Here is a 17,188-nt window from a genome sequence, read left to right as displayed (position 1 = left end):
CCTCACTTCACCACGATGATCCGGGCGACCGCCGTCGTCATGGCCCCCGTCGCGCTGTCGAAGGACAGGTCAGCCGGGAGCGGCGTCGCCGACGCGAGTGCATAGACGTACTGCCCGGAGCCACCCGCAATGTCCGGCATGACCAGCACGAGCTCCTGTGGGCTCCAGTATACGCGGTTGCCGCCGTACGTCACGGCGAGCGGCGTGGCGGGCGTCTCGCTCGTCGGCAGCAGCGCGGTGACGGAGACGAGTATCTGACGTATGTGTTCCCGCATGTGATCCTCCCGGTGAATGCTGGAGGAAGAATCGTGAGCGCCGGCGGAACGGGGGACAAGTGGTAGTAACCGGCTACTGCTAACTGACGTTAGCACCGGCCCTTCCGGGAGACCCTGCCGGGAGCCTCTCCCGAGGGGCGCTCGCGCGGCGCCTGGCAGGGCCTTGTCGCCGTCCTCCCGGACGACGAGGCATAACGGCGGGATGCGTTATGCCTTGGTGACGACGGTTGACCGACGTCACGCCGCAATGCGGCAGCCTTGCTCCGACCACTGGCCCGGAACATTGGCCGCAGATACCCGCCACTCAGCCCATCTGGCTTCGCTTGCGGCGAGGTCCGCACGCATTTTCGTCCATCGCGCCACGACGGCGGGCGCTTCGAACGGAATTTCGTCGTCCTCGGCGGGCGGTCGAGACCCCAGCCGGACGACCGTACCCCCTTCGAAGAGCGCGGCGAGGTCCGCCACGTTCTCGTCAAGATCTTCGAGCGCGATTTCCTCATCCGACGGGACAGTTGGCCTACATGTGTGGACTATATAAGCTTCAGCGGCTTCCGCCGCTTCGCGTATATCGTCTTCCGACATCTGGGCTTCACGCGCCATTCGAGCCACGCGCAAGGCTTCTTCCGGCTCTGGGCCGAAGTTCTCATCCCACATCTCACGAGCAGCCCGCTTCCAAATCTCGATATCCCCGCTCACCTTATCGAAGGACGTCTTCGAAGGATCGTATCGCTGCACCATGATGAGAGGCTCGGCCCATGGCGTATGCCGCCATTGCGGCAGCGTCATGCCGAGCAGCATGTTTGACGGCGGGGCCTTCTTCTTGACGTCGGTCGCGCCGTCGGATTCGTCGCCATCTTTCTTCTTCTCGTCGTTCGAATCTTTGTCCGCCTTCTTTCGCTTCTTCACGCGCATCAGCCGGCCGTCGCCGCGTCCGACATGGACGCGCACGACCTTCTCGCCTGCCGCTTCAAGCGCCATCATCCAGTCCTTGAAGTCGCCGAGCGGTTGGCAAAGCTTGAGCCGCTGAGTGGCCTGGTACAGCCATACCAGTTCCTTCGCAGACGACTTCAGAGTGTCGTTCGGCTTAGAACAATATTTCACCAGTTCTTCGACTTTTTCGATCTTGCCATTATCACGCCACCATGCACCAGTCGCTTTATGCGTGGAGCGCAAGAAGTCGGTCCAACTCTTGCCCTCGTCCTTCATCACACGCGTCGGCCAGTACAAAATATTGGCGTGAACATGGTAGAGTACAGTGTGCGGCTTGTATCGTCCTGACAAATCGGATGCCTGTCCACGAGCATGCGCTTCGGCGTCACGCTCCGCTGCCGTCGCGCGCGTGAACTCGATGCCACGATATAAAACGTTCACGCCCCACTTCTCCTGAGCCTTGCTGGCCCACCTCGAAATGCGCCGGTTCAGTCCCTGGATCGCTGCGCGCATGTCCCCCTTGTGGGCCACGCTGAACGGAACCGGCTCAGAGCAGGTCATAACGGCATACCGAAAATATTTCGAATGCTTGTGACCGCTGATAAAAAGCTTCAACCCGTTCACCGTCGGGCGACGGTCGCGGGCGGCAACGGTCGGCAAGAACCTGCAAGCGCGATAGACGCGCTGCTTCTCAACGACGCCCGTCACTGCTCCGACGAACGTGACGTCGCTGTCGAGAACGACGTTCACTCCTGCCCCAGCCAGAGCGTCGGCGATGCGCGCCGTCTGCCGCTCAAGCTCCGCCGACGCTGCCTGACGCTGCGCCCAGCGCACGGGGTCCATGGCCCAGCCGGTGTTCGACACCATCACGTCGTCGTGTGTCTTGCGCGACGGTCTAGCGACTGACGTCTCAAGTGCATCGACAGCAGCAGCGATGAGTTTGCCCAGACCACGCGGGGCTTCGTCAACATTTTTGATTGGGAGGGTAAAGTTCGGCTCGACGTCGAAGGGGTCATATCCGACCCCCCGGTTCAAACTGCCGTCAACAGCGGCTTTACAATGTCAGTGATGTCGTTCAACATTCTGGAACACCTTGTGAAAAACCGCCGGAGGGTTGCGAGCCCGTTGATGGCGGTTTTTCTATGGTCGATCGATAACGGGTCTACGTCAAGTCTCGCGCAATCACCTTACGGCATTTGAGCTGCCACTTTGCATTTATAAACATTAGCCGAGGGACAGGTGTTATTAAAGACAGCCTATTTCTCCCCTCGGAGCTCAAATACCGTCCATTACGCGTCGGGAGATAGCTACCCGCTTTACTTCATCAACGAGTGGCCGGGATTTTGCACTGTCACGGGCAACTGGCAAAGACAAGTTACTCAGCGCTTCACGGACGATGATTACCGCCTCGTCAAAAACCACTTTAGATTTTGTTGCGTCTGCTAAATAGTCCTCAAGCTTTTTGCAGTAATCGGCTATTTTTTTGTTTGCAGCACCCGGATATTCCGAATGTTCGTAGCGGATCCGGAAAGCCAGCATGAGAAAGTATTTGAATGGCCGAATATCACGCTCATCGTTAGTTAATCTGCGTAATGCAATTTCGAACCGATATGCCGCCAAAGCAGAAACGAAATAGGGCTCTGGTTTATGCGTTGTTTGAAAGATGCGGTCTTTCACTCCTTTAAGTAGTGTACCTTGATATCGGCTGGCTTGATTTGCGGATTCCAAAAAAACCGAAGCAAAGGATTTCAACTGACTCCCGATTGTAACAATTCGACTTTTGTCGACTGTGCCATCTTTGGCATATTGCTTTGCTCTGCGTTCATAATAAAGCTTCTTATCGCCTTGTACGCCGGCGTAATAGTCCTCAAGGTCACGCTGAAACTGTGTCAGCGCAAGCAAATCATTCTCTTCCACGTTGGTTTGTTTGTTCGTGGATTTTACAATGCTTTGCGCGACGTCCTCACTCACCGTATGAATGAGTTTAACCGGCACAAAGAGATCGGCTTTAATATCGTCTTGATGTGCGAAAATAACGTGACTGGTCTGACAACCATTCACAATCTGATAGTCCTCAAGAACGTACTGGCTTGAAGTGACCCTAATGTTACGCGCGACGATGGTAATACCGTTGTTGCGAAGGACGAACTGATCGAACAAGCCATCGGTAATAGTTTTGGCGATATCCGCATTCACTGGATTATCGCCTTGGAAATCGCGAACATTATCTATGAAAACTGACTTAATGATATTGCCACTTTCGTCCGTCAGCAATTTGAGAAACTCTTTTACGGGCAGGATGCCGAGGTAAGAGGCGCTCACTCCCTCGATGGTGGGCAACGTCACGAGTTTCTCAAATTTTACTTCGCGAGAGATGCTGGTTTTGGTGGCGCGATATAACGACTGAAGCTGTCGCGCACCGACAGGCTCAAAAACAACTTCAGAAAAAAGGTTCGTAGCAAGCAGGTCTAATCGTTTGCGCTTGATCGCCTCAACGAGGTAAGCGTCTTCCGTCCAATTTCCGGTGCAGACATAGTAGACACGGCAGACAGGATTGTTTTTCAAACGCGATGCGTTTTTGAGAATTCGGTCCTTGATCTCTATAAGCCGTTTGACGTCGCTATTGAAAGGGAGCTTCTGAGTTGAAGAGAAGACCTCATTTACGAGATTATCACCCAAGGCAATGATGGCTGCACCATCAAAGCTCGAAGATGACTTTGCCTGAATGATAATGAACTCGACCTCCAGATATCCATTCAGCCCTAAAACATCGTCTATAAAGTCGGCATCAGTTGCAATACGTCCGTTGACCTTCACAGCAAATGCGTCGACGTTAAGATCCTGGCCATCCCCGGCGACCAGATCGGCAGTCTCAAAATCCTCCGAAGAGCGTGATGAGAGAACGCTGAAAGCCGCGAAATGCTCAAACTGCTTATCTGGCGATAAGCCAGTGAGTGCGTTGATTTCAACAAAATCTTTTACAAGAGCTTCAGTAACAGAGTCCATCAGACGACCTCGGCAGGAATTGAGTTGATGGTACGTAACAAAACAAGTCAGCGCTGCCAACAACTTTACCTAAGCTCAAAAATAAATCTGCTACTTCAGAAGGTGGAGAAACGCCAACCGTTCTGCTGACTGCAATCCTCCGTCTAACTTTGCAATAGTTGACAATCAGAGAGTAAATCAATACCCATTGTCTTACCCGAAAGACGAATGCTTGAATCGTGAATCAATGGGTTACAGTCAACTTGGCGGGCGATCCCATCCTCTCCGCCATCAAGACAATCCCTCAAAAATTCCCCATCGATCAAATCGCTGCACTGCGGAACATTTCGTTTGCCTACTGCGTTACCACCTCGGAAACAGCAAGAGGTGATTTCAGATGGCTCAGACCAAATTGAATGTTGTCGAAGATACAGTAGAAAATCAGATCGCGGAGCTGCGTGCGCAGATTTCGTCTCTGTCCAAGTCGGTTTCGGCTCGCGCCGGTACGCTCACGGATGACGCATCCGAGTTTGTCGATGAAGCGCGCGGTCGGGTTCAGCGCGTGGCACAGTCTGCCGCACAGACCGTAAAGGCGCAGGGCCACAATGTGGTTGAAGCCGTAAAAGAAAATCCAGGTACAGCGACGTCGCTCTTGACCGTTGTTGGAGCTCTTGGTTTCGCTCTCGGTTACTGCGTCGCCAACGCAGCGGCAGAACAGAAGAGCAGCAGCATCTACCGCTGGCGCTAAGCCTCTGTAATCTTGATATGAAAAGGCAAGGAGCACGCGTCTCCTTGCCTTTTTTCTATTCAAAAGGGAGAGAACGGCAATGAATTTCAATGAGGACATCGAAACTGCTCTGGCAGCGTTTGCGCAGGAGGCCAGCATCGGTCGAGACGAGGCCATCCAGCGCATTCTGCGTGAGTGGCTTGTGAAGGAAGGCTTCCTGTTTTCCGGCGAGGAAGGCATTCACCCGGATAAGCTCAACGCCAGCAACGATGACTGACGGTCGTCAGTAACTCGATACCTTGGTTACAGCGCCGCCTTTGTATCGGGCACTGAGTGCGCGAAGGGCCGTGGAAAATTCGGTGACATCTGCGCCAACGGCCACGAAAGATGCGCCGAGTTCCAGATACCGCTTATTATAGGTCTCATTGAAGGTGAGAATGCCCGCAGCCTTGCCGGCTGCCACGATCTTGCGAATCGCAGCTTCGATTGTTTCCTGTACTTCCGGCTCATCGATTCGCCCGAGATAACCCATGTCGGCTGCCAGATCCGCTGGCCCGATGAAGACGCCATCGATACCATCGACCGCGAGAATATTGTCGAGATCGGCAATGGCGGCGCGCGTTTCGGCCTGAACCAGCAGGCAAACGCCATCAGAGGCCGTCTGATTGTAATCCTCGATGGAGTTGAAGCCGGACGCTCTGGCTACGACCGCGCCCATGCCGCGAATACCCCGTGGTGGATAATGCATGGCCGCGACAAGGTCTTTGGCCTGCGCTGCCGAATCGACCATGGGCACCAGCAATGTGCGTGCCCCAGCATCCAGCAACTGTTTGATGATCCAGCTTTCGCCCACGGGAACGCGAACCACCGGCTCTGCGGGCGATGTGGCCAGAGCGCGCAACTGCTCTATGATGCTGCGCAGATCATTGGGACCATGCTCTCCATCGATCACCAGCCAGTCGAAACCGGCGGTGACGGCGATTTCGGCGGCGATGGCTTCACCCATGTCCAGCCACAGGCCGATTTGCGGCTTGCCCTGTCGAATGGCAGTCTTGAAGCGGTTTTCTTGGGCGCGCATCGGTTAATCCTTCAGGCGAGTAGCAGTTTCAGATCGGCGGAATGGTCGGCCAGAACGGCGCGGTCAGGCTGTCGGCCCATATCCAGCAGCTTCTTGCCGCTGACATAGGCCTTGGCATCATTGATCGCGTCCACGGCGATAAATCGGCCTTCGCGGAAATACCAGACGGAGTGGCTGCCCTCGCGCTGGCCAGGTCGCAGCAGCGTTTCGTCGTAACCGAGGTTGAAGCCTGCGATCTGCAGTTTCACATCGTATTGATCCGACCAGAACCACGGCTTTGGTTCATACGGCTTCTCTTGGCCGCAAAGCACGGTCGCCGCAGCCTCTGCCTGATCGACCGCGTTTTGTACCGATTCAAGACGCACATGCTTGCCGTCCACCGGCAGAAGAGCACAGTCGCCCACGGCATGAATGTCCGGATCAGACGTGCGCGTCAACGCGTCGACCAGAATACCGTTGCCGATATCCAGTCCCGAATCGCGCGCAAGCCGGTCATTGGGCAAAACGCCAATGCCGACAATTACGAAGTCCACCTCCAGCACCGTCCCGTCCGAAAGCTCGGCACCACGCACATGGCCGTCCGTGCCGATCAAGCGCACGAGACCCGTCTTCTCGCGAATCGACACGCCATGGGCGCGATGGATGTCGCGCATGATGGCGGCGGTTTCGGGCGCGGCCACCCGCTGCAATATCCGGTCGGCCATTTCGATCAGCGTCACGGTCAACCCCAGATGTCGTGCAACGGCAGCGGCTTCCAGACCGATATAGCCGCCACCGATCACCAGCAACCTGCGGCCCGGCTGCATGTCCTGCATCAGGCGGTCGGCATCGCGCTTGTCGCGCACGGTCAGCACGCCCTCGAGGTCTCCCCCGACGCCAGCCGGCAGGGTTCGCGGGGACGCGCCGGTCGCAAGCGCCAGCTTGTCATAGGCCAGCGTGCTTCCATCCTGCATGCGCACCGTCTTGGCCGCCCGATCCACCTCTTCCACCCAGGTGGACAGGCGAATGTCGACATTGTTTTCCGCAAACCAGTCCGAATCACGAAACAGCAGCCGATCGAAACTCATGTCTCCCATGAGGTATTTTTTGGAAAGCGGCGGGCGCTGATAGGGCAGCACATCTTCCGAGCCTATGATGGTGATCGGTCTTTCATCCTTCAGCGCGCGCAGTTTCGCAGCCAGAGAAAAGGCGGCCTGGCCCGCACCAACGATGACGAGTGTGCCTGCCATATGCTGCTCCATCAGTCCATGAGATACCAGAGGCGTAACGACACGTACGCAGCGCGTCAACCATTTCCCACGCGTCAGCCGAAATGCCGCGGCTGGTGCCAGGACAGTTTTGCGCAACCTAATTCGACTACACACGTTTCCAGACCGAAGCCGGTTCGCGGATGCCCGGACGCTGTGGCATAACGTGCCAGAAACGCTCTGTTTTTAGCGTTTTTGTTCAGCATTTGGCAATGAAGCGGGCCTATGATTGAAACAGAACAAAAGGCAATCGGGAGGTTGTCATGGCGCTCAACGTAAACATCACCGCAAGCGACGCCGTTCCACACGACGAACTCTATGAGAAGTACCCGGTCGACCGTCCCGGCAAGATCACCTTCATCGGCCATCATCTGAGCGCGAAGAACACGATACGCTGCCTCATCCGTAATGTATCGCTGTACGGCGCGGATCTGGAAGTCAGCCCGCATCTGGAGATGCCAACGAATTTCTATCTGGAGATTCTGGGTATTCGGGATGAAATTGGCTGCACGCTCATCCGGCGCGAAGGAGAGCAGGCAACCGTCGGCTTCAACATGCTGATCGACGCGGAGTTCCTGCACCATATTCGTCGCCTGAGTTTCGAGACGGCAGTATAAAGTAACCGTGTTTCCCCGCGGCTTGGGAAAAACTCTCAAAACGCCGTCATTTCGATTGGCCTGCCTTGCGCGGGCCAATTTTGATTCTATGGTGGTGCCGTTTGATCAACGGATAACGGAAGTCTCTGAAATGTCCGCATTTTCGCGCTTTACGTCGCTCGCCGCCTCGCTCCCTTCCTCCGTTCCCTTTGTCGGGCCCGAAGCGATAGAGCGCAATCGCAAGATCGCCGTCAAAGCCCGGATCGGCGCCAACGAAAGCGGCTTCGGCCCGGCACCCTCGGTTCTGGAAGCCATCAAACAGGCTGCGACGGAAACCTGGATGTATGCCGATCCGGAAAACTATGAGCTGCGGGAGGCGCTTGCCATCCATCATGGCATTTCGCGCGATAATATCGCTATCGGCAACGGGGTGGATGGTCTGCTGGGCGAAATCGTCAGGCTGGTGGTAGAACCCGGCACGCCCGTCGTCACGTCGTTTGGTGGCTACCCCACCTTCAACTATCATGTGAACGGCTTTGGCGGTCGTCTGGAAACCACGCCCTATCTGGATGATCACGAGAATCTCGATGGCCTGCTCGACATCGTCAAGAAAGAGAATGCCCCGCTGGTCTATTTTGCAAACCCGGACAACCCCATGGGTAGCTGGTGGGACGCAGGCGAAGTGCTGACCTTTGCAAAGGCCCTGCCGGAAACCTGTCTGCTGGTGCTGGATGAAGCCTATTGTGAAACCGCGCCGGAAAGCGCCATTCCCAGCGTCCGCGCCATGATCGGCATGCCGAATGTGCTGCGCATGCGCACCTTCTCCAAGGCTTATGCCCTGGCTGGCGCACGCGTGGGTTATGCCATCGGAACGCTTGGCAATGCGCAGGCCTTCGACAAGATCCGCAATCACTTCGGCATGCCGCGTGTCTCGATTGCGGCAGCGCTGGCCGCACTCAAGGATCAAGCCTATCTGCGTGATGTGGTGAAACGCATTGCCAATGCCCGCGAACGCATTTCCACCATCGCGCGCCAGAACGGTCTTTCCCCACTCGCCTCGGCCACCAACTTCGTCACCATCGATTGCCACAGGGATGGTGCCTACGCAAAAGCCATCGTCGATGGACTGATGGAACACGGCGTTTTCATCCGTATGCCCGGCGTCGAACCGCTGAACCGCTGTATTCGGGTGAGTGCTGCGCCAGACAACAAGTTGGATTTGTTTGCCGAAGCGTTGCCGAAGGTGCTGAAGGGTTTGGGTTGAGGCGTCAGCCCACCCCCTTCATACCGACAAAACAAAAAACCGTGCCGGCCTTGTTTCTGCCGGTCACGGTTTTATCAGGTCGGCGTGGATCTGGCCGGGTGCCCATTTGGGCTTATTATTGTGTCAACCGGGACTGGAGAGACCGGCTGGAATTGCTGGCGGTCTTGGTGACCGCTCTGTCTTTTTGATCTGATCTTGAAGCGCGAAGTAGACTTAGTGCGACGTCATCCAGTCGCGGGCGGCGCGGAGCGCCGTTGCGAGGTCTGCCTTGCTCATGTTGCGAGCCAGATCGGCCCGCAATGAGACGGCTCGTTCCGAACCCTTGATGGCGGCGATATTGAGCCACTTGTGAGCAGCAATGAGGTTCACCGGGCAGCCGCGGCCTGTCGCATAGATCAGGCCGAGGTTGCAAAATACATCCGCCCGGCTCTGTCCACCTGCAACGGCCATTTCGATATCGCGAACTTCAAAGCGTGCCATTTTCTCTATCCTGTTTGCCCGTTAGCGTCTTGTCTGCGCCCCTCTGCGGGAGCTTTCCGGTTTCAAGTCCTTACCGTCTTCTGCGGCTTGTTCTGGCCTTTTCCGTCGGCAGGTTTTCCCTGCTCTTTCGATGTCCCCACTATGCCAAACGGCCTTGAACGGGCGCTTAAAATCCATGATTAATAGGGGACAAACAAAGTCCAAACGATTGGTAAAGTTGGGTTTTTGTTAAATATCGCAAGGCCCGGAAATTAAGGACTTTCGGCGCAATTTTACGAAAAGTTTACGGATGGAATTCAACCCTTTCGTAACCACGTCGAAAACTGCAAATTTTTCACGCGTCTTTTTTCGACGCTCGAGCGCGCCGAAAAGCTGCAAATTTCGCTGGGGCCATATTTCCTTTTACGTTCACGTCAACTATAAATACCGCCATCGCATCAGGAGTTGCGAGCGCCGAACCTCACGCGTCTGCGAGGTTCGTGCGAAGCTGGATTGGGAGGTCCCTATGAAGAGAATGACGATACTTGCGGCCGCCGCATTTTTGATGGGCAGCAGCGTCTTTGCTGCGGAAGCCATCGAAGGCAACTGGAAGACCGCCAGCGGCGAGACCGCGGCCATCACCCAATGTGGCTCGGCCTATTGCGTGACCCTGAAGACAGGCAAACACGCTGGAAAGCAGATCGGCAAATTGAGCGGAAAAGGTAACAGCTATTCCGGCGAAATCACCGATCCTGAAAATGACAAGACCTATGCAGGCACCGGCACCGTATCCGGCAGTTCGCTTGCCATGAAGGGCTGCGTGCTGAAGGTGCTGTGCAAGTCGCAGACGTGGACACGTCTCTAATTACCCGACTTTTCCATCGACAAAGCCTCATGTGGTCGACCGCACCACATGAGTTGCAGACCTGAAGGTTCAGCAGCCCGACTCGGACAGGCTGTGCCCGGCTTGCACGAGCAGCGTTACGGCCTTTTCCAGATCGCTGGTTTTGACCAGAAGATGATCTCCATCAAAGGTCGAGACGACGAAGATCCCAACACCGTTTTCCGATAGCGGTCTGATGACGGACAGGATGACACCCGTCTCTGCGAATTCGAACGGGCCAAGAAGTTTGAGGCAGGTCCAGCCCGCATCCTTGCGAACGCTCTGCGGCACCCTGCCCTCGAGGCAGACGATCGACAGTTCGTCGTCCGTGCGGCTGATGCTGACGAAGCCTGCGCCGTCGGCCCAATCCGGTATGGCTGCCTGAGGTTCCAGACGCGCAACGGCATAGGCTTGCGGAAGAATTTTCAGTTTGATCGACTTGGCCATAGCCCCTGCTCCACGAATCCCGGTTGGACCATGCCTAACAAAATCAGCGACATAAGAAAATAAACTTGCCGCCGACGCGACCTGCACAAGCATTGATTGTTTTAGCAGATTTATTCCGTCACATCGCTGTAATAAACCCTCTTTAGTTGCCCTTTCTGGAATTGTTCCAATCTATGAACTTACGGAGAGAGCCATGACCAAGGTCGACACGAGCAAGCTGAGCTGGGACGAGTGGGACGAACTTCAGAACCCGCCGCCAGCAGTGACTGATTTTGATCGCGTAGTGGAATCGGCCATTTCCCGTCGCGGTTTCCTCGGTGGTGTTCTGGCCTTCGGTTCTGCGGCTGCCGCGCTCGGCACGTTTGGCAACCTCGCGTCCAGCACATCGGCACAGGCGCAGGAAGCCGCATCGCGCTTCCCCTTCAAGCCTATTGCAGCCACCACCGACAACACCATCCACGTGCCGGAAGGTTACAGCTGGAAGCCCGTTGCCAAGTGGGGCCAGCCACTGTTTTCGACCGCTTCCGACATTGATCCTGTCAAGGGTGTCAGCCTTGAGAACTCGGACAAGGTTTTCGGCGAAAACACCGATGGCATGGAGCTTTTCGTTGTCGGCAGCCATCAGCTGATTGCCGTCAACCATGAATATGTGAACAACGAAACCAACCTGCCTCACCGTGAAAAGGGCATGCCTGCCAATCTGGACGAGGTCAAAATCCTCCAGCACATGCAGGGCGTGACCGTCATGGAAGTTGCGGAAGGCAAGGATGGCTGGCAGATCGTGGTCGACAGCCCGTTCAACCGCCGCATTCACCACAACACGCCGATGAAGCTGTCCGGCCCTGCTGCTGGCTCCGAACTGGTCAAGACCAAGACCGATGCAAACGGTATCGACTGTCTCGGCACCTTCAACAATTGCGGCGCGGGCCGCACGCCATGGGGCACATACCTCACTTGCGAAGAGAACTTCAACGGCTATTTCGGCTCCACCGATGCCGCCTTCAAGATGCCTGACGACTACAAGCGCTATGGCATCGCTGCCGAAACCCGTTACGGCTACGAGCTGTTCGATGAGCGTTTCGATGTGTCCAAGCACCCCAACGAGCCGCGCCGTGCCGGTTATGTCGTGGAAATCGACCCGTCCAACGCGTCCTCCACGCCGATCAAGCGCACAGCGCTTGGCCGCATCAAGCATGAGAATGCCGCCGTGGTCATCGCGCGCGATGGTCGCGTGGTCGTCTATATGGGCGACGACGAGCGTGGCGAGTTCCTCTACAAATACATCTCCAACGGTATCTACGTGCCGGGTGGCGATACGTCCAAGCTGCTGGACGAAGGCACGCTCTACGTTGCCAAGTTCACCGATGACGGCAATGGCGAGTGGGTTGCGCTGACGCCAGAATCGACAGGCATGAAGATGGACGAGATTTGCGTCTTTACCCGTCAGGCCGCTTCCAAGGTTGGCGCCACCACCATGGACCGCCCGGAATGGGTCGCCATCAACCCCGTTGCCATCGAAGCCTATTGCGCGTTGACCAACAACAGCCGCCGTGGCGAAATGAAGGACGGCAAGCTGCGCACCAATGGCGGTGGCGATGCCATGCCGCTAAACGCCGCAAACTCGCGCGAAAAGAACGAATACGGCCAGATCGTCCGCTGGTATCCTGAGAACGACGACCACGCGGATGCCAAGTTCAAGTGGGATCTGTTCTGCATGGCTGGCAACCCGGATGTTCACAAGGATGCCTATGCAGGTTCCTCCAACATCAACTCCGGCAACATGTTCAACTCGCCAGATGGCATGATGTTCGATTCGACCGGTCTGCTCTGGATCCAGACGGACGGTGAAGACAGCAATGACGGCCAGTATGCCGGACAGGGCAACAACCAGATGCTGGCAGGCGACCCCGTCACAGGCCGCATCGAGCGCTTCCTGACCGCACCGAAGGGCGCGGAAGTCACAGGCCAGACATGGTCTGCGGACAAGCGCACCCACTTCGTCGGCATCCAGCACCCTGACGCCCCCTTCCCGGATGGCGAAGGCAAGCTGCCCCGCTCGGCCCTCGTCGCCGTCAAGCGTGACGACAACGCCATGATCGGCTGATTGCTACGCCAGACATAAGAAAGGCGCCGTTCATGCGGCGCCTTTTTGATTCTGCTTCAGGACTTTAAAGACCCGTCAGAGCCACTGCGTGCCGTCACCAGCCTGGCAGCCATAAGGCGGCAGGACATTGGCGAAGGTCTGGTGCAGCTTGTCACAGCCCCATTCTCTAATCGGCGCTGGCATGCGGCTGTTCAGCTCGATGCCGACTTCATTGTATGGGCTTTCGGTGTTGGTGACGTAGCTATACCAGCGGTAACCGAAGATCACGACGGCGAAGATCACGACCATCGTCAGAACTCTTATAATTTTCACGCTATTTCCTTACGCATATGAATGTCGACCCATGCCAGCTCTGTCGCAATATATGCGCATGAGAGCCGCTGTCGCAGGAGCCAGACCCGGTCCTAGCCGGGAAAGCCCGTTTCAGCAAGCAGCCCCATCTTTATTCCCGCCGCGCCAATGCCCGGTTGAAAAGCTAAGGGGCATCTGTCAATTTCGGCCCGGGGGTAACGTAATTTGGAGGACATATTTTTATGCGTATGCTTTTGCCTTGCATCCTTTTGGCCAGTTGCATCATGACCGTACCCGCTTTCGCTGCAGAACCGCCCGCATCGCCACCGGCAGACAGGCCGCTGAACGAATTCGTCACGGCGGTCGAGAAAGACGGCTCGATCACCTTCCGCCTCTTCGCGCCCTCGGCCAAGGCCGTATCCGTCACTCTCGGCAGTAATGCGCCGCTGGAAATGAAGCGCGCAGAAAGTGGCGTCTGGAGCGTCAAGAGCGACGTGCAAAAGCCCAATCTCTATGAATATTATTTCAACATAGATGGCTTCCGCAGCATCGATACCGGCACCAATTACCCCAAGCCGCAGCGACAGGTGAACACCAGCCTCATTCTCGTGCCCGGCAGCATTCTGGATGTGCGTGATGTCCCGCACGGCGAACTTCGTCTCGTCACCATCCCGTCCAAAGCCTTGAAATCCCAGCGCGCCACCTATGTCTACACGCCACCGGGCTACAGCGACACGTCAGAGCCCCTGCCGGTCATGTATCTCTACCATGGCTTTGGCGATACGGTTGCCTCCTGGGTTGCCCAGGGACGCGCGCCGGAGATTCTCGACAACCTGCTGGCTGAAAAGAAGATCGAGCCGATGATCGTGGTCATCCCCGACACCGAAGCCGATATTCCCGAAGCCATCGCTGAAAACTTCCCCGGCGCCGACCGTCGCAAGAACTTCTACCCGATCAATGCCGATGCCATCGACCGCGAACTGACGCAGGATCTCATCCCCTACGTGAAGCAGCATTACCGCGTGCGCGACGACGCAGACAGCCGCGCCATCGTAGGCCTGTCGCAAGGCGGCTATCAGGCCCTCGTCTCCGGCCTCACCCACCTCGACACTTTCGGCTGGATCGCCAACTTCAGCGGCGTCTCCACCACGACCGTCCCCAACAAGACCGTGGAAGCCACGCTGAACGAGCCGGACAAGATCAACAAGGCGCTGCGCAACTTCACCGTCACCGTCGGCACCAAGGACGTGGTAACGGGCAAAGACATCGCAGGCCTCAAGAAAATCCTCGACGACAACAAGATCAAGCACGAATACGTGGAATACAAGGACCTGGGCCACGAGATGGACGTCTGGCGTCCGTCATTCGAGGCGTTTTTGCAGAAGGTTTTCAAGAAGTAGAATCTAAAGCGCTATCGCCGTCTTGTCTCGTTGGGTAGGGCGGCGATATTTTATCACCTTTACCAACCGCCCTGATGTCGGTTCGTGAGAGCCACGCAAATCTGGTCTACACATACGTGTCAAAGGCCGAGTGCGGCTTTCGCGAGAACCACTACGGCTGCTGCGGCGGCGATCAATGCCCAGTATTTCATGGGTAGGAATAGAAAAGTGTGGCTCGATTGATTGATCGTTAGTTCTTCGCCGGTTTCCTTGTCGATGACGACACGATCCTGGCTCTTTTGGATGGCCGTGCCCAGTAACCAGATGATCGGTGCAGAGGTCAGCAGGGCTATCGAAAACCATACCGGTTGAGCGGAATATGCGCCTTCACCATACAGTGCATCAACAATCATATTCATCATTAACGACGCGCCGAAGACAATTGCGGCAACGAGATAACCTTGTCCACTCCAGATCATCCTATCTCCTTTCGCATTAGCGACTGGCAATCAGGGACACCGTTTTGCGGCGTATGGGTCATTGATCCAAGCAATGATGGCACACCACAATAGCCTGCAAATTTATTCAAAGTTTGGTTTTCCGAATTCTGCCGTCAACAACCCTATAATGAAACGCGGCATCCCTCGCTCCACCATTCTCGTCCGTGACGACAAGGCTTTCAGCATCGATGCTCTTCTGGATGGCTCCGGTAACAAAGGAGAACACGGCCTTGCCGTCACTCCCCCAGAAGTCGTTCAGCTTGATGAAGCTACGACCATCGATGCCCGCAACCGTGAGCGTACCGTTGGATCGGTAAAGTCCGTTGTCATCCGCCGCCCAGCAGTTGCTCTTGGTTTCACAAAGAAACCGGAAGCTGCCGGCATCCAGCTTCTTCTGATGCTCGCCGCGCAGATAGACACGGGCAGCGTCCGCGGCCCACACGCCACGCTCGCCGAATGTCCGGAAACTGTCGGCATCGGCCTCATCCAGCGTGACGAGAATGTCGTCCGGGTGTCCGAAGGGCCAGGCCGTGCGCGCATGGGCGGCGACGTAAACCCGCTTGTTATCCTTCGCCAGCGGAACAACTGACCGGAGGACCTGAAACTTCGCCGGGTCGGCATGCTCGACACGATAACCGTTGAAATAAACACCCGCTTTATCTTTCCCGAAAAGACCCTCGATCGGCAGGAAAGACTCTCGATCAACACTGTCGATCCGCCTTGACCGGCAGAACACGTTTTTTGCGTCGCGCGCATGAGAGGCATCCAGCGGCTCGAAACTGGCCGGATCGGCGCCGCGCACAAGATTGAAGACCTCCTGGGACGCCCGCATCGTCGTCAGTGTCTCTTTGAAGAACACGGCGTTTGAGGTCCTGTACCAATCATCCGCGATCTGTTCTGCGCCATCTGCATTGAACGGGTAAGCGGGATGCCACCAGCCGACAATGTCGGAGTAGTGTTTGGCAAGCCAATCCTTCAACAACATATGGTGCTCTTCGCAGAGCGAATTCCGCACGGTCTCATGAAGCTTCAAACCATTACTCAGCGTCAGGGAATCGTACAGATGGTAGAGATCGTGCTTGTCCCCGACATAGGGTCCGTTTGCCACCAGGGTAGTCGGATCGAGTGTATCGACGTGGAAAAAATGCGAGCCGGTTTTGACGTACAGGCGATGCTTATCCCTGGCGAAATAGTTGGTGTTTTCCATGAGTGAAAAACTGCGCGGATCAGCACCGGGAATAACCCGATCTTCAAGATACACGTGGGCGCTGCCGAGCCCATAGTCATCATCCAGAACACGAAACCCATCGGCCTCGGGCGTAACGAACTTCGCTTTCTTGTTGCGCTGATGATACCACCAGATGCCCTTTTGATCCCGCAGATATCCGCCCCAGAGATATCCCTGACGAAAGAGGCTCACCACCGCAAAATCCTGGGCGCAGACGCCACCCTTAACCTCCACCGGCTCGTCGCTGCCCTCCTCGATAAACATGACTTTCCCTTGCTGGACGACAAAGGTTGAGGACATGGCATTCTCCGGTCTCTGGGCAGCAAAATACAAACTGCGTGGGTCAGGCGCGATTGGTTGCAACTCTGGATTTATAATAAAGATGGCTTCGATCATCAACGCCGCAGTGCCCAAAAGACGACATTGCCGTGGGTAAGCTTTTACGGGCGAATGTCTGTAGTCGATGCGTATCAGCCGGAAATTCAGGGAATTGCGCCCCGCCCGCCCCCATTAACCACCCTGAACCCTACATGAACCCGGCTCTCAGGGTTGGTTCAGTCCAATCGTGGCATTGTCGTGTCCAGAGTAAGGGACACGACAATGCAGCGGGGAATGGACATGGCAATCTTGATACGTCGTTTCAGCATCATCGTTCTTTTGATGGCGATTTTCGCAATGTCGTTTGCGGCGCTGGTGGTTAATCCCAACCGCAGTTTTCAGCGCGTGAATGTCGGTGCCGCCTATACCTGCCAGCATGAGTTTTCTCTCGGCTGCCGCGTGACCTTGTAAGCGAGC

Annotated in this window: 18 protein-coding genes; 8 read left to right on the top strand and 10 right to left on the bottom strand. The window is 56.2% G+C overall.

The annotated features are described in order from the left end of the window. Nucleotides 1–2 precede the first annotated feature (2 nt). From ASF29_RS20345 to ASF29_RS20335, 3 genes are all read right to left on the bottom strand, one after another. Entirely contained in the window at nt 3–275 is a 273-nt protein-coding gene (locus ASF29_RS20345) for a hypothetical protein (RefSeq protein WP_062452496.1), read from the bottom strand. Nucleotides 276–512: 237 nt separating this feature from the next. Beyond that, entirely contained in the window at nt 513–2,240 is a 1,728-nt protein-coding gene (locus ASF29_RS20340; protein ID WP_244473614.1) for a hypothetical protein, read from the bottom strand. 240 nt (nt 2,241–2,480) lie between these two features. Further along, nucleotides 2,481–4,271, bottom strand: coding sequence for an AIPR family protein (locus ASF29_RS20335; RefSeq protein ID WP_156462763.1), 1,791 nt, complete (start codon nt 4,269–4,271; stop codon nt 2,481–2,483). Nucleotides 4,272–4,587: 316 nt separating this feature from the next. Between ASF29_RS20335 and ASF29_RS20330 the strand changes: the two genes are divergently transcribed. Both ASF29_RS20330 and ASF29_RS24755 read left to right on the top strand, forming a co-directional pair. Further along, complete coding sequence (locus ASF29_RS20330) at nt 4,588–4,938, top strand: hypothetical protein (protein ID WP_062452494.1); 351 nt, start codon at nt 4,588–4,590, stop codon at nt 4,936–4,938. 79 nt (nt 4,939–5,017) lie between these two features. Next, complete coding sequence (locus ASF29_RS24755) at nt 5,018–5,194, top strand: hypothetical protein (protein ID WP_200925563.1); 177 nt, start codon at nt 5,018–5,020, stop codon at nt 5,192–5,194. Between the two features lie 6 nt (nt 5,195–5,200). Here the strand turns inward: ASF29_RS24755 and ASF29_RS20325 are convergent, their stop codons facing one another. Both ASF29_RS20325 and ASF29_RS20320 read right to left on the bottom strand, forming a co-directional pair. Further along, entirely contained in the window at nt 5,201–5,995 is a 795-nt protein-coding gene (locus ASF29_RS20325) for an HpcH/HpaI aldolase/citrate lyase family protein (protein WP_062452493.1), read from the bottom strand. An 11-nt stretch (nt 5,996–6,006) separates the two neighbouring features. Beyond that, complete coding sequence (locus ASF29_RS20320) at nt 6,007–7,224, bottom strand: FAD-dependent oxidoreductase (RefSeq protein WP_062452492.1); 1,218 nt, start codon at nt 7,222–7,224, stop codon at nt 6,007–6,009. 281 nt (nt 7,225–7,505) lie between these two features. On the opposite strand from ASF29_RS20320, the gene ASF29_RS20315 reads away from it, so the two are divergent. Beyond that, nucleotides 7,506–7,859, top strand: coding sequence for a hypothetical protein (locus ASF29_RS20315; protein WP_062452491.1), 354 nt, complete (start codon nt 7,506–7,508; stop codon nt 7,857–7,859). 130 nt (nt 7,860–7,989) lie between these two features. Further along, nucleotides 7,990–9,102, top strand: coding sequence for a pyridoxal phosphate-dependent aminotransferase (locus tag ASF29_RS20310; protein ID WP_062452490.1), 1,113 nt, complete (start codon nt 7,990–7,992; stop codon nt 9,100–9,102). Nucleotides 9,103–9,315: 213 nt separating this feature from the next. Here the strand turns inward: ASF29_RS20310 and ASF29_RS20305 are convergent, their stop codons facing one another. Further along, nucleotides 9,316–9,582, bottom strand: a complete 267-nt coding sequence (locus ASF29_RS20305; protein WP_045231893.1) for a sel1 repeat family protein — start codon at nt 9,580–9,582, stop codon at nt 9,316–9,318. A gap of 505 nt (nt 9,583–10,087) precedes the next feature. Between ASF29_RS20305 and ASF29_RS20300 the strand changes: the two genes are divergently transcribed. Beyond that, entirely contained in the window at nt 10,088–10,426 is a 339-nt protein-coding gene (locus ASF29_RS20300) for a DUF2147 domain-containing protein (protein ID WP_062452631.1), read from the top strand. Between the two features lie 69 nt (nt 10,427–10,495). On the opposite strand, the gene ASF29_RS20295 is transcribed toward ASF29_RS20300, so the two are convergent. Further along, nucleotides 10,496–10,891, bottom strand: a complete 396-nt coding sequence (locus ASF29_RS20295) for an ACT domain-containing protein (protein WP_062452489.1) — start codon at nt 10,889–10,891, stop codon at nt 10,496–10,498. A 193-nt stretch (nt 10,892–11,084) separates the two neighbouring features. Between ASF29_RS20295 and ASF29_RS20290 the strand changes: the two genes are divergently transcribed. Next, nucleotides 11,085–12,995, top strand: a complete 1,911-nt coding sequence (locus tag ASF29_RS20290; RefSeq protein ID WP_062452488.1) for a PhoX family phosphatase — start codon at nt 11,085–11,087, stop codon at nt 12,993–12,995. A gap of 75 nt (nt 12,996–13,070) precedes the next feature. Here the strand turns inward: ASF29_RS20290 and ASF29_RS20285 are convergent, their stop codons facing one another. Further along, nucleotides 13,071–13,283, bottom strand: coding sequence for a hypothetical protein (locus tag ASF29_RS20285; RefSeq protein WP_062452487.1), 213 nt, complete (start codon nt 13,281–13,283; stop codon nt 13,071–13,073). Between the two features lie 245 nt (nt 13,284–13,528). Here ASF29_RS20285 and ASF29_RS20280 point away from each other — a divergent pair, with 245 nt between their 5' ends. Further along, a complete protein-coding gene (locus ASF29_RS20280; protein ID WP_062452486.1) occupies nt 13,529–14,686 on the top strand; it encodes an esterase in 1,158 nt (385 codons plus the stop codon). Between the two features lie 119 nt (nt 14,687–14,805). Here the strand turns inward: ASF29_RS20280 and ASF29_RS20275 are convergent, their stop codons facing one another. Beyond that, complete coding sequence (locus tag ASF29_RS20275; protein ID WP_062452485.1) at nt 14,806–15,144, bottom strand: hypothetical protein; 339 nt, start codon at nt 15,142–15,144, stop codon at nt 14,806–14,808. Nucleotides 15,145–15,250: 106 nt separating this feature from the next. Continuing rightward, nucleotides 15,251–16,789 carry a DKNYY domain-containing protein gene (locus ASF29_RS20270; protein ID WP_082453642.1) on the bottom strand — a complete coding sequence of 513 codons (1,539 nt, stop codon included), beginning with the start codon at nt 16,787–16,789 and terminating at the stop codon, nt 15,251–15,253. A gap of 222 nt (nt 16,790–17,011) precedes the next feature. Here ASF29_RS20270 and ASF29_RS24535 point away from each other — a divergent pair, with 222 nt between their 5' ends. After that, complete coding sequence (locus tag ASF29_RS24535; RefSeq protein ID WP_162237922.1) at nt 17,012–17,182, top strand: hypothetical protein; 171 nt, start codon at nt 17,012–17,014, stop codon at nt 17,180–17,182. Nucleotides 17,183–17,188: the final 6 nt, after the last annotated feature.

Origin of the sequence: Rhizobium sp. Leaf262, assembly GCF_001422245.1 — a bacterium.
In the GTDB taxonomy this organism is placed as follows: Bacteria; Pseudomonadota; Alphaproteobacteria; order Rhizobiales; family Rhizobiaceae; genus Agrobacterium.
Note: the sequence above shows the minus strand (reverse complement) of the source record. Positions and strands in the feature narration are given on the sequence as shown.